This window comes from Ruegeria sp. HKCCD7559 (assembly GCF_013110575.1).
Classification (GTDB): Bacteria; Pseudomonadota; Alphaproteobacteria; order Rhodobacterales; family Rhodobacteraceae; genus Ruegeria.
The window spans coordinates 975,187-995,557 of the sequence record NZ_WVQU01000001.1 but is presented as its reverse complement, the minus strand read 5'-3'; the positions used below and the strand labels follow the sequence as shown (position 1 = coordinate 995,557).

The 20,371-nt window shown below is 58.7% G+C and carries 21 protein-coding genes and 1 tRNA gene; 4 read left to right on the top strand and 18 right to left on the bottom strand.

The genetic code is table 11. From position 1 onward, the window contains the following. Positions 1 to 175 precede the first annotated feature (175 nt). On the top strand, positions 176 to 2,221 hold the full coding sequence (locus GS605_RS04985; RefSeq protein ID WP_171723644.1) for an ASKHA domain-containing protein: 2,046 nt from the start codon (positions 176 to 178) through the stop codon (positions 2,219 to 2,221). Between the two features lie 52 nt (positions 2,222 to 2,273). On the opposite strand, the gene GS605_RS04980 is transcribed toward GS605_RS04985, so the two are convergent. The 11 genes from GS605_RS04980 to GS605_RS04930 form a co-directional block, all read right to left on the bottom strand. After that, entirely contained in the window at positions 2,274 to 3,380 is a 1,107-nt protein-coding gene (locus GS605_RS04980) for an alpha-hydroxy acid oxidase (RefSeq protein ID WP_171723245.1), read from the bottom strand. Continuing rightward, positions 3,380 to 3,934: a sulfopyruvate decarboxylase subunit beta gene (comE, locus tag GS605_RS04975; RefSeq protein ID WP_171723244.1), complete on the bottom strand. Its 555-nt coding sequence runs from the start codon at positions 3,932 to 3,934 to the stop codon at positions 3,380 to 3,382. Before comE ends, GS605_RS04980 begins: the two co-directional genes overlap by 1 nt. Then, the gene (gene comD / locus GS605_RS04970; protein ID WP_171632355.1) at positions 3,931 to 4,437 is read right to left on the bottom strand and encodes a sulfopyruvate decarboxylase subunit alpha; all 507 of its coding nucleotides are present in this window, start codon (positions 4,435 to 4,437) and stop codon (positions 3,931 to 3,933) included. Before comD ends, comE begins: the two co-directional genes overlap by 4 nt. 49 nt (positions 4,438 to 4,486) lie before the next feature. Next, complete coding sequence (locus GS605_RS04965; RefSeq protein ID WP_171723243.1) at positions 4,487 to 4,897, bottom strand: universal stress protein; 411 nt, start codon at positions 4,895 to 4,897, stop codon at positions 4,487 to 4,489. Positions 4,898 to 4,920: 23 nt separating this feature from the next. Next, positions 4,921 to 5,901 carry a zinc-binding dehydrogenase gene (locus GS605_RS04960; protein ID WP_171723242.1) on the bottom strand — a complete coding sequence of 327 codons (981 nt, stop codon included), beginning with the start codon at positions 5,899 to 5,901 and terminating at the stop codon, positions 4,921 to 4,923. Further along, positions 5,898 to 6,659, bottom strand: coding sequence for an SDR family NAD(P)-dependent oxidoreductase (locus GS605_RS04955; RefSeq protein WP_171723241.1), 762 nt, complete (start codon positions 6,657 to 6,659; stop codon positions 5,898 to 5,900). Before GS605_RS04955 ends, GS605_RS04960 begins: the two co-directional genes overlap by 4 nt. Next, positions 6,652 to 7,959: a histidinol dehydrogenase gene (gene hisD, locus GS605_RS04950; protein WP_171632344.1), complete on the bottom strand. Its 1,308-nt coding sequence runs from the start codon at positions 7,957 to 7,959 to the stop codon at positions 6,652 to 6,654. The genes GS605_RS04955 and hisD overlap by 8 nt, the downstream gene beginning before the upstream one ends. Positions 7,960 to 7,971: 12 nt before the next feature. Further along, on the bottom strand, positions 7,972 to 9,300 hold the full coding sequence (locus GS605_RS04945) for a TRAP transporter large permease (RefSeq protein WP_152458037.1): 1,329 nt from the start codon (positions 9,298 to 9,300) through the stop codon (positions 7,972 to 7,974). Between the two features lie 11 nt (positions 9,301 to 9,311). Then, positions 9,312 to 9,824 (bottom strand): TRAP transporter small permease, encoded by a 513-nt coding sequence (locus GS605_RS04940; RefSeq protein WP_171115839.1) that lies wholly within the window; start codon positions 9,822 to 9,824, stop codon positions 9,312 to 9,314. 111 nt (positions 9,825 to 9,935) lie between these two features. Further along, positions 9,936 to 11,081, bottom strand: a complete 1,146-nt coding sequence (locus GS605_RS04935) for a TRAP transporter substrate-binding protein (RefSeq protein ID WP_171632341.1) — start codon at positions 11,079 to 11,081, stop codon at positions 9,936 to 9,938. Positions 11,082 to 11,104: 23 nt separating this feature from the next. Continuing rightward, positions 11,105 to 11,290, bottom strand: a complete 186-nt coding sequence (locus GS605_RS04930) for a hypothetical protein (RefSeq protein ID WP_171115836.1) — start codon at positions 11,288 to 11,290, stop codon at positions 11,105 to 11,107. Positions 11,291 to 11,424: 134 nt separating this feature from the next. On the opposite strand from GS605_RS04930, the gene GS605_RS04925 reads away from it, so the two are divergent. Beyond that, positions 11,425 to 12,447: a LacI family DNA-binding transcriptional regulator gene (locus GS605_RS04925; protein WP_171723240.1), complete on the top strand. Its 1,023-nt coding sequence runs from the start codon at positions 11,425 to 11,427 to the stop codon at positions 12,445 to 12,447. A 124-nt stretch (positions 12,448 to 12,571) separates the two neighbouring features. On the opposite strand, the gene GS605_RS04920 is transcribed toward GS605_RS04925, so the two are convergent. The 6 genes from GS605_RS04920 to GS605_RS04895 form a co-directional block, all read right to left on the bottom strand. Continuing rightward, a tRNA-Gly gene (locus GS605_RS04920) sits at positions 12,572 to 12,645 on the bottom strand. A 70-nt stretch (positions 12,646 to 12,715) separates the two neighbouring features. Beyond that, positions 12,716 to 13,543: a polyphosphate kinase 2 family protein gene (locus tag GS605_RS04915; RefSeq protein ID WP_171723239.1), complete on the bottom strand. Its 828-nt coding sequence runs from the start codon at positions 13,541 to 13,543 to the stop codon at positions 12,716 to 12,718. Positions 13,544 to 13,669: 126 nt separating this feature from the next. After that, the gene (locus GS605_RS04910; RefSeq protein WP_171632332.1) at positions 13,670 to 14,731 is read right to left on the bottom strand and encodes a methyltetrahydrofolate cobalamin methyltransferase; all 1,062 of its coding nucleotides are present in this window, start codon (positions 14,729 to 14,731) and stop codon (positions 13,670 to 13,672) included. 9 nt (positions 14,732 to 14,740) lie between these two features. Beyond that, a complete protein-coding gene (locus GS605_RS04905) occupies positions 14,741 to 15,667 on the bottom strand; it encodes a methylenetetrahydrofolate reductase (protein ID WP_171328330.1) in 927 nt (308 codons plus the stop codon). 25 nt (positions 15,668 to 15,692) lie between these two features. Continuing rightward, positions 15,693 to 15,989 carry a virulence factor gene (locus tag GS605_RS04900; RefSeq protein ID WP_171632330.1) on the bottom strand — a complete coding sequence of 99 codons (297 nt, stop codon included), beginning with the start codon at positions 15,987 to 15,989 and terminating at the stop codon, positions 15,693 to 15,695. Positions 15,990 to 16,237: 248 nt separating this feature from the next. Further along, positions 16,238 to 18,124, bottom strand: a complete 1,887-nt coding sequence (locus GS605_RS04895; RefSeq protein ID WP_171723238.1) for a PhoX family phosphatase — start codon at positions 18,122 to 18,124, stop codon at positions 16,238 to 16,240. A 180-nt stretch (positions 18,125 to 18,304) separates the two neighbouring features. On the opposite strand from GS605_RS04895, the gene GS605_RS04890 reads away from it, so the two are divergent. Together GS605_RS04890 and GS605_RS04885 are read left to right on the top strand one after the other, a co-directional pair. After that, positions 18,305 to 19,417, top strand: a complete 1,113-nt coding sequence (locus GS605_RS04890; protein WP_171115826.1) for a Ppx/GppA phosphatase family protein — start codon at positions 18,305 to 18,307, stop codon at positions 19,415 to 19,417. After that, the gene (locus GS605_RS04885; protein ID WP_171723237.1) at positions 19,417 to 20,139 is read left to right on the top strand and encodes an RlmE family RNA methyltransferase; all 723 of its coding nucleotides are present in this window, start codon (positions 19,417 to 19,419) and stop codon (positions 20,137 to 20,139) included. Before GS605_RS04890 ends, GS605_RS04885 begins: the two co-directional genes overlap by 1 nt. Here GS605_RS04885 and GS605_RS04880 read toward each other — a convergent pair. Further along, positions 20,136 to 20,327 (bottom strand): hypothetical protein, encoded by a 192-nt coding sequence (locus GS605_RS04880; protein ID WP_171723236.1) that lies wholly within the window; start codon positions 20,325 to 20,327, stop codon positions 20,136 to 20,138. The genes GS605_RS04885 and GS605_RS04880 overlap by 4 nt on opposite strands. Positions 20,328 to 20,371: the final 44 nt, after the last annotated feature.

Here is a 20,371-nt window from a genome sequence, read left to right as displayed (position 1 = left end):
TACATGGATTGAACCAAAGGAAAAGCCCTTGGGGGCAACTCTTTGGCTCTGGTTGTCGTTGCAGTGGAAGAAAACGACGCTCGTTGTGCAGATCGTGCCGCAGATGGTCTTTCCCTTTTCGCGCAAACCCATATCTTGCCCGGCATACGCGCGAATATGAAAAGGTATGTCACTGATGACCACCGACCCTCTTGTCGTCTTTACCCCTTCCGGCAAACGCGGGCACTTCCCCGTCGGCACCCCAATTCTGACGGCAGCCCGTCAATTGGGGGTGGATCTGGATTCGGTCTGCGGGGGCCGCGGCATCTGTTCAAAGTGCCAGATCACACCCAGCTATGGCGAATTTCCCAAGCACGGCGTCACGGTGTCAGAAGATGCGTTGAGCGAATGGAACGCCGTCGAACAGCGTTATGAGGACAAACGTGGTCTGAAACCCGGCCGCCGTCTGGGCTGTCAGGCCTCGGTTCAGGGCGACGTGGTGATCGACGTACCGCCGGAAAGCCAGGTGCACCGGCAGGTCGTGCGCAAGGCAGCCGCCGCGCGTGCCATCACGATGGACCCGGCCACGCGCCTTTACTTCGTTGTGGTGGAAGAACCCGACATGCATTCGCCCACCGGCGATCTGGAACGGCTCGAGCGCGCGTTGCGCGAACAGTGGGACATCGAAGCCGTCACGGCGGACCTGACGCTGCTGTCCAAACTTCAACCGGTTCTGCGCAAGGGTAAATGGGAAGTCACCGTGGCGGTCCACAAAGGTCACAAGGACAGCGTGGCGCGTATCGTCGAAATCTGGCCCGGCCTGCATGAAGGCGGGCTGTATGGTCTGGCCATCGACCTCGGATCGACCACCATCGCCGCGCATCTGACCGATCTGGAAACCGGCGAGGTCAAGGCATCCTCCGGCCTCATGAATCCCCAGATCCGGTTCGGCGAAGACCTGATGAGCCGTGTTTCGTATTCCATGATGAACCCCGGCGGCGATCAGGAGATGACCAAGGCAGTGCGCGAGGCAATCAATGACCTGGCCACGTCGATTGCCAAAGAGGCAGGCATCGATGCCTCTCTGATCGTGGAAACTGTGTTCGTCTGCAACCCGGTCATGCATCACTTGCTGCTGGGGCTGGACCCGGTGGAACTGGGTCAGGCCCCGTTTGCGTTGGCAACGTCGGAAAGCATGTCCCTGCCCGCCCGCGACATGGATCTGACAACCATGAACCCACGCGCGCAGATCTATATCCTGCCCTGTATCGCAGGCCATGTGGGCGCGGACTGCGCGGCGGTGGCCCTGTCTGAAGAACCCGGAAAGTCGCAGGATCTGGTTCTGATCGTCGACGTGGGCACCAACGCCGAAATCCTGCTTGGCAATACCAGCCGCGTGCTCGCCTGCTCCTCGCCCACCGGGCCTGCTTTCGAAGGCGCTCAGATCAGTTCAGGCCAGCGCGCCGCACCCGGGGCGATCGAGAGAATTGAGATCGACCCTGTCACCAAGGAACCCCGGTTCCGCGTCATCGGGTCTGAAAAATGGTCCGACGAAGAGGGCTTTGATCAGGAAATCGCCACGACCGGGATTACAGGCATCTGCGGATCCGGTATCATCGAAGCAGTGGCCGAGATGCGTATCGCAGGCCTGCTGGACGAAGGCGGCCTGATCGGATCGGCGGAACAGACCGGCACTGCACGCTGCGTGCCCGAAGGTCGCACACACGCCTATCTGATCCACGATGCCAGCGCCGAAGGCGGCCCCCGCATCACGGTCACGCAGGGTGACATCCGTGCCATTCAGCTTGCGAAATCCGCATTGTACGCAGGTGCACGCCTGCTGATGGACGAAATGAAGGTCGAAAAAGTGGATCGCGTGGTTCTGGCCGGTGCGTTCGGCGCGCATATCTCGACCAAACACGCCATGGTGCTGGGAATGATTCCCGATGCGCCGCTGGAAAAAGTCTCGAGCGCGGGCAACGCCGCAGGCACCGGCGCACGTATCGCGCTGTGTAATATCGGGTCGCGCGCCGAGATCGAGCGCGTCGTGCGCGAGATCACCAAGATCGAAACCGCCATTGAGCCGAAGTTCCAGGATCATTTCGTGGCCGCCAATGCGATCCCGCACAAGACGGATCCGTTTCCGGAACTGGCCCAGGTTGTCACACTGCCCAACCCAAGCTTCAACACCGGCGGCGAAACCGAAGCAGGTGGCGGACGGCGTCGCAGGCGCCGCGGTTAAACCGACAGTTCAATGCCCCGTGGGAAACCTCGGGTCATTGCCGTCACCCACATCAGGCGTTGCGTCTGACCTCGTCCAGCGACGTGACGCCCAGCTGGGCCATGGCGATGCTGATTTCTTCGCTGAGTACCGACCATAGCTGCGCCAGACCCTTTTCGCCTTCGGCCGCAATTGCAAACTGAAGGATACGGCCGAAAAAGGCAAAGTCCGCCCCGTTCGCAAGTGCCTTGAGGACGTCTTCACCCGAGCGCAGCCCGCTGTCGTAGAAAAGCGGAAAATCCGGACCGACGGCCTTGCGTATCTCGGGCAGAACCGTGATTGGCGCGGGCGCACTTTCCAACTGGCGCGCACCATGGCTTGAGACCTGAATGGCGTCCACGCCCGCTGACTTGAGCCTTTGCGCGTCGTCTGCATCCAATACGCCTTTGACCACCAGTTTTCCGGTCCACTGGTCGCGCAGACGGGCCAATGTCTCCCACGTGGCCTTGGCGCGGCTTTCGGTGCGGTCGAAATCGTAGCCATCCATCCGGAAATTCGCCATTTCCGGCTTGCCTTTCAGCAGGACCGGCAAGGACCACCGGGGGTGCAGGGCAAAATCCATCACCTGCTTTGGCCCCATTTTGAAAGGCATCTTGAACCCATGACGCAACTCGCGCGGGCGTCGGCCAACCTCGGGCACATCCACGGTCAGCACCAGTGTCTCGTACCCCGCTGCCTTGGCGCGATCGACCAGCTTGAACGTGCCGCTGCCATCGCCGCTGAAATACAGCTGGAACCAGGCATGGCCTTCCGCTTCGACGATCAGATCCTCCATCGCGGTCGAGGCCACAGTCGAAACCCCAAGCGGCACCTCGTGGCGTGCCGCGATGCGGGCCAGCATCAAGTCGGCCCCCGGTGCAGACAAATTGCACATACCCATCGGCGCGATACCAAACGGGCGTTTCGCGGGCCGGTCGAACAGCGAACTTGCCAGAGATCTTTCACTGACGTCGCGCAGGATACGCGGGCGCAAAGTCATTGCATCCAAAGCGGACCGATTGCGACCGGCTCCCATCTCGGCCCCGGCTGCACCATCAATATAGTCGAACACCATCCACGGAAGACGCCGCCGCGCCAGGCGGCGGGCGTCCTCGGCGCTGTGGATGGCGCTTGCGCCCATCAGGCCTGAACGGCCTTCATGAAGCGGTCGCGGATGACCACCGGATCCATCGTGATCGGCGGCATCTTGGCATTGCCGCTTTCGCATTTGCTGACGATGATGGTCATCTGTTTGGCATCCAGCGCCTCTTGCAGTACGCGCCCGGTGTCTTCGGCGGCACATTCGATCACGCGCTCACACCCGGCGGCCTCGGCCATTTTGGCCAGCGAGGTCTTCTGCCCCGCATAGGTCGGCTGATCGCCGGTCGAGCCGTACGAGCCATTGTCCACGATCAGCAGGATGTAATTGTCCGCCACGTTGTTGGCGATCGTTGGCAGGGTGCCCAGATTGGTCAGGATCGAGCCGTCGCCGTCGATGACGATCACCGGCTTCGGCTGTGACAGCGCCAACCCCAGACCGATCGAGGACGCAAGCCCCATGGTGCCAAGCATGTAGAAGTTGGTTGGCTGGTCGTCGATGGCATACAGTTCCTGGCTGGGGATGCCGATGTTGCAGACAACCAGTTGATCACGCAGGATCGGGGCGATTTCCTTCAGGATTTCAGAACGGATCATTGGTCGCCATAGCCTCCCCAGAAATTGGCGTCGGTCAGGATGGCGACCGGCTTGTTGCACATGAAGGTATATTTCAGGATCGCGTCGAGCTCTTCGACATCGGCCTGATGGTGGAAGTGGTAGGTGGGGATGTTCAGCTGAGCCAGCAGCGCCTTGGTGTGAACCGCCATTTCAACCTGGCAGGCAATCGGTTCGCGCAGTTCCCCCCGGTACGATATCAGCATCGGTAGCGGCATCCGGTAATACTGGATCAGCGTCGCCAGCGTATTGATCGTCACGCCAATGGCTGTGTTCTGCATGATGATCGCGGGCCGCTTGCCGCCCATCCACGCTCCTGCACACAGGCCCATCCCTTCGTCTTCCTTGTTGGACGGGATGTGATAGATGCCTTCGCGCTCGTCGATTTCCGCGATGACACCTGCCAATTGCTTGCACGGGACAGTGGTGACAAACGAGATATCGTTGGCCAGCAGATCGTCGGTGATCTTTTTGTCTATGTTCATGATCCAGCTTTTGGTCCTGTTTGGGGCGCTAGACGCGCGATTGAGGAATTCAGGCCCTTCGGTGCACGTGTACGGCACAGGGGGCATGGCGGACGACGCGCGAAGCGGTCGATCCCAGGAAGTAGTCGCTCAGGTCCGGCTTGTGCGAGCCGATTACGATACAGTCGACATTCTTGCTGCTTGCATAGTCAATGATGGACCGCGCGGTATGGCCTTTGACGATTTGGGCCGTCACCCCTTCAAGCCCTTCGACTTTTTGCAACAGTTGCAAACGGGCCCGTTCGAACCCTTCGGCGACAACCGATTTGTCCAGATAGGCGCTGACCGATCCCTGAGGCATCTCGTAGACATGCAGCGCAATTATTTCTGCGCCCTCTCCTGACAAGGCCCGTGCGATTTCCAGCGTGTGTTGCGATATGCCGTGATCCAAAGCTAACGGGACCAGTATTTTCGTGTACATGAAGGTCTCCAGTTCTGTCAGTTCTATCCCCAGGGTCTCAGGATAATCTTCGGTGCGGCCACGGCGCCAGACCGGATATCGCAAAACGCTTGCGCTCCGTCGGCCAGAGCGCGTTCTTCTATCCAGTCCAGAGCCCCCAGCCGCCCGTCAAAGATCGCCTGAGCCGTCTGGCGAAAGTCTTTGGTGGTGTATGTGTAAGTCCCTATGAATGTGATTTCCTGCAAGGTCATCCGGCGAATATCCAGACCACCGGTATCCTCACCCAAACCCACATGCGCGATCACGCCGCCCGGTTCGGCCTTGGCCGAGGCAACCGACCGCGTCGCAGCGTACCCCACGGCATCTATGACCAACGGGTAAGTCCCTTTGGCTGACTCCACCAGCGCAAAGCTTTCGATTTTCGCTAGGTAGTTGCGACGCAGCTGGTTTGGTTCCGCGATGGTCACATCGTCAACGCCCATTGCCCGCAAGGCCAATGCCGCCGCAAGGCCGATGGCCCCGCCGCCGATCACCAGTGCGCGACGGTCCATTGCAGGATGCAGAGCCTCGATCCCCAACCGGACCGTATGCCAGCTGACGGCAAGCGGTTCCGCCAGCGCGGCTTTGGCAAACGAAACATCCTCAGGTACTTCAACAAGATTGCTGGCAGGCATTGTAACGTATTGAGCAAACGCCCCTTCGCGCGGAGGCATCGAGATGATCTGGCGATCCGGGCACAGGTTTTCCCGGCCGGCAAGGCAGGCTGCGCATTGCCCGCAGCTTACCAGCGGATTGATCGTGACACGATCACCGGCACGTATCCCGTCAACAATCACACCGGCCGCCTCGTGCCCCAGGATCAGCGGAGCCGGACGGCGGGCATCATGGCCCAGATAGGCGTGCATGTCCGAGCCGCAGATGCCGACCGCTTCGATCCGGATCAAATGCTCGGACGGACCGGCCTCGGCATCCGGCACATCACCGAACACCATCTGTTCCACTCCTTGGTAAACCAGTGCCTTCATTTGGCTGTGAACCCTCCATCAACCATAAGAACCTGCCCCGTGACATAGCCGGACGCGTTCGAGCACAAAAACAGGATCGGCCCGTCGATATCCTGCATCCGCCCATTGCGCCCTATGCAGGTTTGAGCGGCGTTGCGTTCCGCGCGCTGGGGGTCGTCAAACACGGCTTGGGTCAGCTCGGTCGGAAAGAACCCCGGACCGATTGCGTTGGCGGTAATGCCAAAGGGCGACCAGGCTTCGGCCATGGCACGGGTCAATTGCGCGATCCCGGCCTTGGTGGCCCCATAGGCAATGCCGCCCGGAAAGGCCCGCGTCGTTTGCAGCGAGGCGAAATTGACGATGCGCCCCCACCCCTTTTTCTTCATTTCGGGCACCATCGCCTGGCTGAGGAAAAACGGCGCGCTGAGGTTCAGGGCAAGCGTGGCATCCCAGCCATCAGGTGTCACCTCGTCGGCGGGCTCACGCGTGTTAACCCCGGCCGCGTGCACCAAAATATCCGGTGCGCCGAACTTGGAATTGATCACCTGCACCAGCCCGCCGATTCCGGCTCGATCCGCGACATCAGCAACAACGGCTTCTGCGTGTTCGCCGATTTCAGCCTGCATCTGCGCCAAAGCGTCGCCGCGCCGCGCCACGCCGACAACACGCGCGCCGGCCGCGGCAAGTGTCCGCGCCACCTGCCGCCCCAGCCCCGAACTGGCGCCGGTGATACAGGCCACCCGGCCCGTCAGGTCAAACAATGTGCGCGGGTCATCCATCAGCGGTCAGATCGAACTGTTCATCCGGGAAATACTTGGCCAGACGCACATCCGCTGCGCGAGCGTGACCTTCCATACCTTCCAGTCGGGAAATCCGTGCGGTAGCTTCTGCGATCGATTTCGATCCTTCACGTGTAGCCCGCTGCCAGGTGACGATCTTCATGTATTTGTGAACACTCAAACCGCCGGTGTAACTGGCCGCACCCGAAGTCGGCAGAACATGGTTCGTTCCGGTTGCCTTGTCCCCGTAGGACACGGTGGTTTCCTCACCCAGGAACAGCGAACCATAGCAGGTCAGGCGATCCAGCCACCAATCCAGATCCTCGGCCTGAACCGTCAGGTGCTCGGGCGCATATTCATCGGAACAGGCGGCCATCTCTTCGCGGTCGGAACAGACAATGACTTCGGCATAGTCGCGCCACGCGGCCGAGGCGTTTTCCCGGTTCAGCTCTGGCAGATCATCGATCAAAACCGGAACCAGCTCCATGACTTTCTGCGCAAGGTCGCGATCATCCGTCACCAGCCAGACGGGCGAATTGTACCCGTGCTCGGCCTGACTAACCAGATCGGTTGCCACCACGTGGGCGTCCGCGGAACTGTCGGCAAGGATCAGGCTGTCGGTCGGACCCGCAATCATGTCGATACCAACCTTGCCGTACAGGATGCGTTTGGCCTCGGCCACGAACTGGTTTCCCGGCCCCACAAGGATATTGGCGCGCGGCAAACCGAACAAACCATAGGTCATGGCGGCCACGCCCTGCACACCGCCCATGGCCAGAATGCTGTCGGCTCCGCAAATATGCGCGGCATAGACAATCGCTGGCGCCACGCCCTCGCCCGGACGGGGCGGAGAACAGGCCGTGATATGACGGCATCCGGCGACCTTGGCCGTTGTCACCGTCATAATCGCGCTGGCGATATGGCTGTAGCGCCCACCGGGAACATAGCATCCTGCTGCATCCACCGGGATCGCCTTTTGCCCCGCAACAAAACCGGGAACGATCTCCATCTGTACGTCCGACACGGTGGCCTTCTGCGTCTCGGCAAAGCGACGGACGTTGTCGTGGGCAAAGCGTATATCGGCCTTCAGTTTTTCCGGCACCTGTACGATGGCCGCATCAATCTCGTCCTGCGTCATCAGGACATTTCCTTCGTACTTGTCGAACTTGAGGGCATATTCCAGTGCTTTGTCGTCGCCACCCGCCTCGATGTCGGCAAGGATGGTCTTGACCGTATCATGCACCTCAGAGGCATGCGATTGAGCGGTGAGAGTCGCCTTTTTCAAATATTCACGAGGCATTTTCAGCAGGTCCTATTGGTAGATTTCAGGAAGCAGGGTGGTCGACACAGCAGGCACGTAGGCAATCAGGATCACCACGATCAGCATGGTCAGTACGAAAGGAACGGCCCGGGCGGCAATCTTCAGAATGGACTCACCGGTAATGCCAGATACGACGAACAGGTTAAGTCCCAGCGGCGGCGTGATAAAGCCCACACCCAACGCGGTGATCATCATGATGCAGAACTGAATCTCGTTCATGCCGATATTGTCGGCCAGCGGTTTTAGGATTGGTGCCAGGATCACGATGTTCGGCGTTGTCTCCATCACGCAGCCTGCTGCGATCAGGATGCCGATCATCAGCAAGATCAACAGATAGGGATCATCGGTCAGCGACGTGACCGAGGCCACGAACCCCTGCGGAACACCCATGATCGCAAGTGCTTCGGCCAAAGGTGCCGAGAAGGCGATGATCGGCAGGATGACTCCGTTCACCTTGGCCGAACTGACCAGCATCGATGGAAAATCTGCCAGCGTCAGGGTGCGCAGGATAAAACCCATGATTATGGTGACGACAACGGCCGTTGCGCCGGCTTCAGTCGGGGTCAGGCGACCTGAGAAGATGCCGTAGAAAATGATCCCCGGCACAATGAACGCGTACCAGCCCGATTTCAGCGCCTTGCCCAGATTGGCCAGCCATTCCCCCATGGTCATCATGCCGCCACCCTCATAGGCATAAAGACGGTTCATGATGATGTTGGTGATCAGGATCGACACCAGGATGGCCAGACCCGGGATCAAGGCTGCAAGGAACAGGGTCGAGGCGGAAATACCCAGCACGAGGCCGATGATGATATAGGCGATCGAAGGCGGGATCAGGATGCCGGTACAGGCACCAGCCGCAACCAGAGCACAGGCATAGGGGCGCGGATATCCGCTTTCCACCAGCCGGTTGATGGTCATGCGACCCACCGCAGCCGCCCCGGCAGCATCCGACCCTGAAATCGCGGCAAACATGCCGCAGACCAGAACCGTGGCCGACCCGAACCCGCCCTTGGCAAAGCATGTCAGCGCCTCGGCCACGTCCAGGAATTTGCGCGACAGACCGGTCCGCACCAGAACGTCTCCGGTCAGAATGAACAACGGAACAGCGGTCAGGGCAAATGCGTCGATACCTGTGAACAGGCTTTCTCCGACCAGGCTGAGGGGCAGATCACCGGACATGATCAGCATCACGATCGCCGCTGTGCCAATGGCGGCCCAAACGGGCACGGCCAAGGCGATCAGGCCTACGAACAGGATCACCGGCAGGTAAAAATCCCAGCCCAGTTCAACGGTTTGATTGAGGGAATTCCAAAGCATTCGTGTTCTCCTCAGTCAAACAGCTTGTCGCCTTCGAAGACGGGGGTGCCGTCCCGAAGCGATTTCACGTCACGCAGGAAAGATTGGATCAGCCGCCATATCATCAGGGCGAATCCGGCGGGCACCGCCATAAGGAACCAGACTTTCGAGACCCGAAGACCATCCGTGACCGAGCCGAACTTGGCCGAGACATGAACCGCCTCATACGACCAGTAGAGCGCGATGATCGCCACGCCGAACATCACGAGATCGCCGAAAATATACAGCACCGCCTTGGGGCGTGGTCCGATGTAATGCATGATCACATCGATCCGGATATGCGCCCGCTCTTTCACCGCAGCCGCGGCACCGATCCAGGCCAGATAGATGAAGGAATACCGAACGATTTCCTCGCCCCAGATCGACGAATAAGCAAAAATCTCGCGCCGCAGCACTTCGATGGCCATGGTAATCACCAGCATCACGTAGAACACCAGCAGCAACCAGCGCTCTGCGTTTCGGTCTATGTTTTGAAGAATGGTCATCTGATCCTCCGGCGCAGGGACAGCCTGACCCGCGCCTGACGTGGCGGGTTGTCGTCGGGCTGACTGAAAGTAAAGTTCGTGGACGCCTGTCTGGCGCCCACGGCTTGGGCCTTAGGCGTCGTGGACGTAGTATTTGCCCTGAGTACCCGCGGCTTCGACCAGCTTTTCGAAGTTTTCCATCGATCCGGCCAGTTCTGTCTTGAACGGATCCCAATCGGCGTTCTGATACCCGCCGGCATCCTGCCATTCCGCCAGTTGGTCGTCACTGAGCGAGTGGAACTGCACCCCGGCCTTGTTCAACTCGGCCATGGCATAGGCGCGGGCCGACGGAACCTTGGACAGGTTCTGATGGCTGGTCATTTCCGACCCCCACATGATGCCTTCCTGCACATCAGCCGGCATCGAGTTGAACCATTCCAGGTTGCAGGAATAAACTTGGCTGTCCGGCACCGCCTGCGTGAAGGTCACATGGCTGAGTATGTCCTTGAACCCAAAGACATAGAGCGCGCCAACCGAAGGATCGAGCGCATCCGCAACGCCCTGCTTGATGGCCGAGGGGGTCTCGCCCCAGGCAACGGGTGTCGGGTTGGCGCCGACCATCCGGTAGTATTGTTGCAGCATCTTCGATCCCGGCACGCGGAACTTGATCCCGCTCATATCACCGGGTGTGAGCACGGCATTGCCGCCCTGACGAACCGCAACCACCCGCGGGTCGATGTTCACATAGAACAGAGCCTTGAACCCTGCCGCTTCGACCTTGGGGTGAACCTCACTTTTCCATGTGTCCGAATGGACGAGGTTGGTGAAACGCTGGTTCGAGCCACACAGGTACGGCATGTTGATCAGGTCGACTGTCGACGCGAACGGCGCGAAATTCGACAGCGAATGCTGCGCGGCCTGGATGGTACCGCCCTGCACTTTCTGCACCAGCGCGCCGCCTGCACCAAGCTGACCGCCGGGGGCCAGTTTGACATAGACCTTGCCGTTGGTGGCGTTCTGAATGTTTTCCTTTAGGTCCAGCTGCATGATCGGATAGCTGCGCGACGCGCCAAGCACATAAGCCGTGGCCACCGTCATCACGTGATCTGCGGCCTTTTCACGCTCGCTTTCTTCCTTCGCGGTCTGCGCGGCGGCCTCGGAAGACCACAAAACGCCCCCTGCCCCAGCGACCAATGCGGCTGTGAATGCGCCACTGGCGCTCAGTTTCAGAAAATTGCGGCGCTCGGCCGATGCCAGTTCGGTCTTGTCGGTTTTCATCAATTGCCCTCCCAAGCAAAAGTTCAGCTGCCGTCTTGTGCGTCCCGGTCAGCTTCCTTTTTCAGAATTGCGACAACGAACAGGATCGAAGCCGCGAACAGAACCAACATCTCTCCAACGTCGCCAAGAAACGCGCTGCTCGCAAAAGCACCCAAAGCGACATTTGCGAAATAGATCGCAAAAACGATGACTGATGCAGCGAGATACATTTCCGGGACTCCCTTCAGAATCGGCTCAGATACCTTTGTAAGCGCTTACATCACAAATGCAAGCGCTTACATAAACGCTTTCATCCCTGGAAAAATGCGACTAACTTAGGCGAACCGGAATTGAGAGTTCGAGAATGTCAAAACATCGGTCCGCACCGACGCTGGATGACGTTGCCAAGGCAGCAGGCGTTTCAACTGCCACCGTGTCACGGTGCCTGAACACCCCGCAACAGGTGGTCGAGGCTACGCGGAAACGTGTTCTGTCTGCCGTAGACACCCTTGGCTACACGCCGAACTTTGCGGCCCGAGTGATGGCTGCACGGCGTTCTTTCACGATAGGTGCGATAATTCCGACGATGGAAAATGCAATCTTTGCAAGGGGGTTGCAGGCGTTCCAAGAGGAGATCCACAAACAGGGCTACACCTTGCTGGTCTCCAGCTCGGCCTACCAGCCGGCCGCAGAAGAAGATCAGATCCGAACGCTGGTTGCACGGGGCGTGGACGGGCTGTTGCTGATCGGGCATGACCGGGACGTGCAAATCTACGACTATCTCGAAAAGCGAAAAGTGCCGGCCCTTGTAGCGTGGTCTTTCCTGCCAGACGAACCAATACCGTCCGTCGGGTTTGACAACAGACGGGCGATGGAGGCTTTGACAAGCAAGATCATCGAATTGGGCCACACACGCCTGGCAACGATTTCAGGCATCAGCAAAGGCAACGACCGTGCGCGTCTTAGGATCCAGGGGATAAAAGACGCGATGTCCCGACATGGACTGTCGCAGGATGAACTGGCCGTGATCGAAACCTCGTACGAGATTGAAAACGGCGCCGATGCGTTCAAGCGTCTCATGTCGAATGACAACCCGCCGACCGCGGTGTTGTGCGGCAACGACGTTCTGGCCGTCGGTGCGGTACGGCAAGCTCAGCAGATGGGACTTCGGGTGCCCGAAGATGTATCGATCACCGGATTTGATGATATCGAGCTAGCGCGCATTGTCGCCCCTGCGCTGACAACTGTCCATGTTCCTCATCGTGACATGGGACGCAAGGCTGCTCAGGCGCTGATTCAGATGATCGAATCCGACGCACCGGGCAAATCTGTTGAACTGCCGACGCACATCGTTGGCAGAGAGTCCTTGCTTGGCCTCAACAGCTAGAACCGGCTTTGCAAGCCCGTTGAGCAGATCCGTGGAAACACGTGCCAGCTAGATCCGTAAAGGCGGTGGCTAAGCCACGCAACGTCACCTTTTTGATTAATTAACAAAGCCTTACAGTCCAAATTGGAGCGGGTAGCGGGAATCGAACCCGCGCGTTCAGCTTGGGAAGCTGACAGGCTACCATTACATCATACCCGCCTTGTCAGATGAAATAACACCAGAACATCCAGACGTTCAACCCGGATCGTAACCAACCTTTTTCGGGTTCTTACTCGGTTCGGGCCCGCAGGCTGTCAATCAGGGACTGGTCGACGGCCAAGGTCTTGCCCGCTGCTTCCAAAGTACGGCGATCCAGATGCTGGGGGTTCAGATCAACCCCTTCCGAAAACGCCTCGACAATAGCCTTCATGGCCGTAATCCTGGCATATTTCTTGTTGTTGGACGGGATCACGTGCCAAGGGGCAACTTCCGTAGACGTCCGTGCCAGCATTTCATCCACGGCCACCTCTGCGACATCCCATTTTTCGCGGTTTCTGAAATCTTCATAAGTCAGCTTCCAGCGTTTCATCGGGTTGGTCAGCCGTTCGGTAAATCGGCGCATCTGCTCTTCCTGTGAAATGTGGAAGAACAGTTTCACGATTCGAGTCCCGTCATCGACCAGCATTCGTTCGAAATCATTGATTTCCTGATACGCGGCCCGCCAGCGTGTTTCCGGGGTCAGCTTTTCGATCCGCTCAACCAAAACTCGGCCATACCAGCTGCGGTCGAAAGCGGAAATCGCACCCGAAGGCGGCAGGCGTTCCCAGAAACGCAACAGATAATGCCGGTTGAGATAGTAGTTCCGGGGCGCACCGATCGGCCAAACCTTGAAGCTGCGCGGGTCCAGGGCCTGACTGATCCGGCGAATGGTCCCCCCTTTTCCGGCAGCGTCCCACCCTTCGAACACCAACACGCCCTTGAGCCCATGAAACAGATAGGCTTGCTGAATTCTGGCCAATCGTGTCTGCAATTCGATCAGCTTATCGAAGTAGACCTTTTTGTTCAGTTTCCTGGTCAGATCCGCATCCGAGAGTTTTGGGGGGTGATGTTTGCTCATGCTGCCACCTGATCAATGCATCCTGGATCAGGGTATTCTGAAACCTTCTGCAAATTCGACATTGATCAGGGTCAAATGCAAAAGGCCGGGCGCTGAGCCCGGCCTTTGCAGTCTGTGTCGTTCAGATCAGGCGCGGCGCCGACGGCCACCACCGCGACGTCCACCTACGGGTCCTGCGGCACCCGCTTCGTCCGGTGCTTTGTTGAACCGGATCCACTCGCCGCCATGCGGGTCGTTGTTGGTCAGCAGGTTGGCGGCGCGGATGGCCTCCATCTCTTTGCCGGCGCGCGGCTTGGTGGAGCCCAGGCCGAACATCTGCACGAACGCCTCGTCATCCATGCCTTCGGGCAGGATGATGCCCGCCGCGGCAACGGCCTCTTTTTTCTCGGCGATTTTTGCCTGCGTCACCGGCAGAGCCACCGGGTTCATGATGGCCGAGGTCATGCCCGCGCCCATCGCCATCGGCAGGAACGCGTTGTTGATGCCGTGACGGTTCGGCAGACCGAACGAGATGTTGGACGCTCCGCAGGTGGTGTTCACGCCCAGTTCTTCGCGCAGACGACGGACCAGCGCGAATACTTGCTGACCGGCGGTCGCCATCGCACCGATGGGCATGACCAGCGGGTCAACCACGATGTCATGTGCAGGGATGCCGAAATCGGCAGCGCGTTCGACGATCTTCTTGGCGACGTCAAAGCGCACATCGGGGTCTTCCGAAATACCAGTGTCATCGTTCGAGATCGCCACGACCGGTACGTTGTACTTTTTGACCAGCGGCAGAACCAGTTCCAGACGCTCTTCTTCACCGGTGACCGAATTCAGCAGCGGACGACCTTCAGCCGCCTCAAGACCGGCTTCCAGCGCGCCCGGAACCGACGAGTCGATACACAGCGGCACGTCAACCAGACCCTGCACCAGCTCGACGATCTTGCGCATCAGCGGTGGTTCGGTCTCGTTCGGGTTGGGGTTCGAGTTGTAGACAACGCCCGCATTGATATCCAGAACGGTCGCGCCAGCCGCTACCTGAGCAATGGCGTCTTTCTCAACGGTCGAGAAGTCGCCCGCTTCCAGCTCGGCGGCCAGTTTCTTGCGGCCGGTCGGGTTGATCCGCTCACCGATCACGCAGAACGGTTCATCAAAGCCCAGGACGGCTGTTTTTGTTTTTGATTCTACGACTGTTCGGGTCATGTCCGTTCCTTAGGAGTTTACAGGCTTTGCCGAAGCGCCGCCGTTATTGATCGCCCAGTTGGCGTTGGTCTTGATCCCGCCCAGCGGGAAGAAGTGCACGTTCGTGATGTTGAAATCCGGGTTGGCCGCCTTGTGGTTGGCCAGTTCGGTCACGACATCGGTCGGCTCATAGGGCAGCAACAGCTTGGAGACATCCATGGCGCGCTTTTGCAGAACCTTCAGAGACGGCCCAACGCCACACGCGATGGCGAATTTGATCAGGGTTTGCAGCTTGGCCGGACCCGCGATTCCGATATGGATCGGCAGATCGATGCCCGCTTCTTTCAGGCTGTCGGCCCAGGCGATGATCGGCTTGGCGTCAAAGGCGAACTGTGTTGCCAGCGCCATTTCGGCATCCGTGGTCTCGTTGAACTTTTGCTTCCAGCGCAACGCGTCATCGACGTTCTTGGTCGAACCGTCCGGGTCGATGTCCTTGTTGCCTTCGGGGTGACCCGCCACGTGCAGGCGCTTGAAGCCCGCCTTGTCAAACAGACCGGTTTCCAGCAGCTGCATCGAGCTGTCGAACTCGCCGTGCGGGTTGGCGACACCGCCCGCCAGCAACAGCGCCTGTTCAACGCCTGCTTCGCCCTGATACATGGCGATCCAGTTCTCCAACGTCGCCGCATCCTTGATGATGCGTGCCGGAAAATGCGGCATGACAGGGTAACCTTCCGCCGCAATTCGCTTGGCCGTCTTGACCATGTCTTCGATGGGCGTGCCCTCGATATGGGCGATATAAACGCGTGTACCCTCGGGCAGCAGCGCGCGGAAATCGTCGACCTTTTCGGCGGTACGCGGCATGACCTCGATCGAATAGCCTTGCAAAAAGGCTTCGACGGTCGGATTTACTGGGCCGCTTTCGACCGCATCACGTTTCTTGAAGTTCAGCAAAGCCATTTCGGCCTCCCATAAAGTCTGGGGCTCATGCCCAACCGTCATTTGCGATCAGCGCTTTGACGCGGTCCTGATCGTATTCCGTTTCCAGACGCACAGCCTCGGCTTCGGCAATCTCGGCAGGATCGCCTTCAATCGCGAAAGGTTCGGCTTTGCGCCATTCGGCCAGATAGGCATCACTGTCCTTGGCGTTCACCTTCATGGCCGCACGGTCGATGGCTTGTTCAAACCGTTCTTCCAACTGCCGCTTTGCGCCCCGACGGCCTTTGCCGACGATGACCTGAGCGGGAATGTCGCGCCAATACACGATGGTGACGTCAGGCATTGCTGTGATTCCTCCTAACCCGATGGGCCGGTTCTAAACTTCAATGTAGGCCTGGGTCGGTCGATTTTCGACACACGACGCTTTCCAAGCGACGTTTTGTGCCCACTGCGGTGTACGTGGCTTTTACCCAGTTTCTGGCAAAACGCGCATATCAAAATTCTCATCGTCTCTATGAAAGCGCTGCATGAAAAAGAAAAACCTCGGACGGTAAAAACCGTCCGAGGCAAGAATTGATGTAGCAAATGGCCTTAGCCGACCAAACCGCCATCTTCGCGCGTAATGGCGATAATGGCCGAGCGCGGCACCGAGTCCCCGCCTTCAGGCCAGTGGCTGTTGCCGTCTTCGCCCGGGTGCTGAATACCGACAAACATCGTACGACGGTCCGGTGACCAGCTGAGACCGGTGACCTCGCATTCGTTGGGGCCAACCAGAAAACGACGGATTTCGCCGGTGACAGGGTCGCCTGCCAGCATCTGGTTGTTGCCCTGCCCGGCGAAGTCACCTTCGTTGCCATAATTGCCATCGGTCTGAATCCACAGCAAGCCGTTGCTGTCGAACTTCAATCCGTCGGGTGAGTTGAACATATTGTCGGCGTTCACGTTCTCGGATCCGGCATAGGCGTCTTGGTGGACGGTGGGATTGCCTGCAAGCACGTACAGATCCCAGCCAAAGCCAGCCGCAGCATGATCGCCGCCATCCGGGCGCCAGCGAACGATCTGACCGTAGTGATTCTTGTCACGCGGGTTCGGGCCGTTGGCCGAGGTATCGTCTCCCCCTGCATTCGGCTTAACGCCACGGTTCTTGTTGTTGGTCAAGCAACAGTAAACCTCGGGCGCGTTTGGATTAGCCGCAACCCACTCGGGACGATCCATGGTGGTTGCTCCAACCGCCGAACCAGCCTGACGGGTGTGGATGCTGATCTCGGCCTGCGAGGCCATGCCAGTGCTTTCCGGCGTCAGATCAAGCCACTCACCGGTTCCATCGTCGTTGAACTTGGCAACCGAAAGTGTGCCTTGTTCCAACAGCGCGTTTGTGTCCACACCAGCGGCATAAACACCTTCCGAGACAAAGCGGTAAAGAAACTCGCCGCGTTCATCATCGCCCATGTAAACGACCACGCGACCGTCATTGTTCACTATGACTTCGGCGTTTTCGTGCTTGAAGCGTCCCATAGCGGTCAGTTTTCGCGGAGTCGAGGTTGGATCAGTCGGATCGATCTCAACCACAAAACCAGCACGGTTCGGTTCGTTTGGGTTTTTCGAGACGTCGAACCGGTCATCAATCTTGGCCCAACCGTAACCCCAGTCTTTTGACGATACGCCATAACGTTTCAGATCAGCATTGACCTCGTGATTTTCGTCTTCGGCCGAGAAGTAGCCATTGAAGTTTTCTTCACAAGCCAGATACGTGCCCCACGGTGTCACGCCATTTCCGCAATTGTTCCATGTTCCCTTGCACGTCGTGCCGGACGGATCGGCGGCCGTTTTCATCAAGTCATGACCGGCGGCCGGACCCGTAATGGACATTTCGGTCTGCGGTGTAACGCGGCGGTTATAGGGGCTGTCCTTAACGATGCCCCACTTGCCATCGGTGTTCGCGATTTCCACGATCGTGACACCATGCGCCATCATGCCCTTTGCGATGTCGTCATCGGATGCTGGCTTGGCGTCCGGATTGTTGCCCCACAGGATGTCACGATTGGTATATTCGTTGTTTACAACCAGCAGAACGTGACCGTCATGCAAGAAAATGTCCTGACCATCGGTATTGTCACCAAAGGCGCGTTCCTGGCTGGCGGCTGTGCCCCGGGTCGCGTGATCGAACTCTGGCGCGTCCGACCAAAGCGGATCGCCCCAGCGCACCATGACCTCGGCCTTGTAACCAGCGGGAACAATGACCTCGTCCGCGGTCGACACTGGAATCGCCTCAAACGCGAAACGGTTCGAAACCGCGTGAGCCCCTGAAGGAATCAGCGAACCACCAACAGCTGTGAAACTACCCATTGCCAAAACGCCGCCAAGAAAACCGCGACGGGACAATGCGCGTTCGACAACGCGATCAAATTCACATTCGTCTGGGCGCGGATTTACGACTTCATCGAATTCGTCGAAGGAAAGGATGCGCTCATCTTTCATTGCGGTCTCCGTATCTGGCTGAGAGCTAATAGATAAACCCGAACGTGGGTTCGCCCATGGAGATCGCATCATTTTGTGAACGGCATGTGACACGCGCGTTAATTTCAAAATTGAAATCACTTGCACGTCAGCAATCCCCCGCCTAGGGTCGGGGTAACTCGAAAATCGGAGGGCGTAAAGATGGCGCCCAAGCGTCCCAAAGGTGCGGGCGCGTTCCCGAAAGCGGTCGAAAGCCCCGCGCCGGCAAGACCCGATCCGGATGCTCTTTATGCGGCACTGGATCTGGGGACAAATAGTTGCCGCATGTTGATAGCCCAGCCCAAGGGAAGTGGGTTCCATGTGGTCGACAGTTTCTCCAAATCCGTGCAGTTGGGCGCGGGTCTGGAACGCACCGGACGACTGTCGCGGGCGTCGATGTCGCGTACCGTTCAGGCATTGCGAATCTGTCAGCAAAAGCTAAAACGCAACAAGGTCAAACGGATGCGTCTGATCGCGACCGAGGCGTGCCGCCGCGCCAAGAACTCGCGCGAATTCATCCGACAGGTGAAGCGCGAAACCGGCCTGACGCTCGAGATCATACAGCCCGAGGAAGAAGCCCGTCTGGCGGTGATTTCCTGTGCCCCACTGGTTTCGACCAAGACCGAGCAGTTGCTGGTCGTCGATATCGGAGGCGGCTCGACCGAATTGGTCTGGATCGACATCTCGTCCGTTCCACGCCGCGACCGGCCCGCGGCCATCATGCGGCTGCATCACGGGTTTCACACTGTCGACAGCCCTTTTCCAGCAGCCAAGGTCGTTGACTGGATCAGCGTACCGCTGGGCGTAGCTACGCTGCGGGACCAGTTCAATGATGTTGAGGATGACGCGGCCCGTTTTGCGTTGATGAGTTGGTTTTTCGAGGAAAACCTTGCCGACTTTGCCCCCTACAAGGACGAACAGGCGCGCGAAGGGTTTCAGATCGTCGGCACCAGCGGCACGGTCACTACTGTGGCGGCATCGCACCTGGGCCTCAAGCGCTATGACCGAACCAAAGTGGACGGGCTGCGCATGACCAGCGATCAGATTGACAAAGTCATACGCGGGTATTTAGAACTCGGCCCTCATGGGCGGCGCCGGGACCCTCGCATTGGTGAAGACCGGCAAGCCCTGATCATGTCCGGCTCGGCCATATTGCAGGCATTGCTCCGTTGCTGGCCCACTGACCGCCTTTCGGTGGCGGACCGGGGGCTGCGCGAAGGTCTGCTTTACGCACAGATGAGCGCGGACGGTGTATTGGAAGACGGACCGTTCTAATGGCGAAGACACCAAGTGGAAAAAACAACTCGGGCCGCGGGCAACGCGACCTGAAGGTCAAGGTCAAGACAGCACGCGGGCGCAAGCTCAGCTCGACCCGCTGGCTGGAACGACAATTGAACGATCCGTATGTCAAACGCGCGCAATCCGAAGGCTATCGGGGACGCGCAGCTTACAAGATTTTGGAACTGGACGACAAATTCCGCTTTCTCGTGCCCGGGGCGCGGGTTGTGGATCTGGGCTGTGCGCCCGGCGGTTGGTGTCAGGTTGCGGTCAAACGCGTGAACGCGCTGGGCGAAAAGTCAGGCAAACGGATCGGAACCGTGCTGGGCATCGACCTGCAAGAAGTCGAACCAATCGCCGGGGCCGAAATCCACGTTCTGGATTTCATGGAGGATGACGCTGACCAGAAGGTCAAAGACTGGCTGGGCGGCCAGGCAGACGTCGTGATGTCGGATATGGCGGCGGCATCTTCGGGGCACAAGCAGACCGATCACCTGCGCATCATGGCGCTGTGCGAAACTGCCGCCTATTTCGCCTTTGACGTTCTGGAAGAAGGCGGCACTTTTGTTGCCAAGGTTCTGGCTGGGGGGGCTGAGGGCGATCTGCAAAAGTTGCTCAAGCAGAAATTCCAGAAAGTCGCCCATGTCAAACCGCCGGCGTCTCGCTCGGACAGTTCGGAAAAATTCGTTGTGGCAACCGGGTTTCGAGGCGGCTCTTAATCATCTAGCCGGATAAGATTTCCGCTCAGACGCTGTTCACGCAAGGACGTGACAGCCATTCCCTGCAACATCAGCGTATCTCCGTGCGTAACGTATGATGGTTCCCGGTTGCGCAGGTCTTCGATGCGCTGGGCTAGTGACACCGAACTTGAACCCGGCATCTTCCGCATTGTTGCATCGTTGGACATGGCTCACCTCGGATCAGCACTTTGTTCTTGGCTGTAACAAGGAA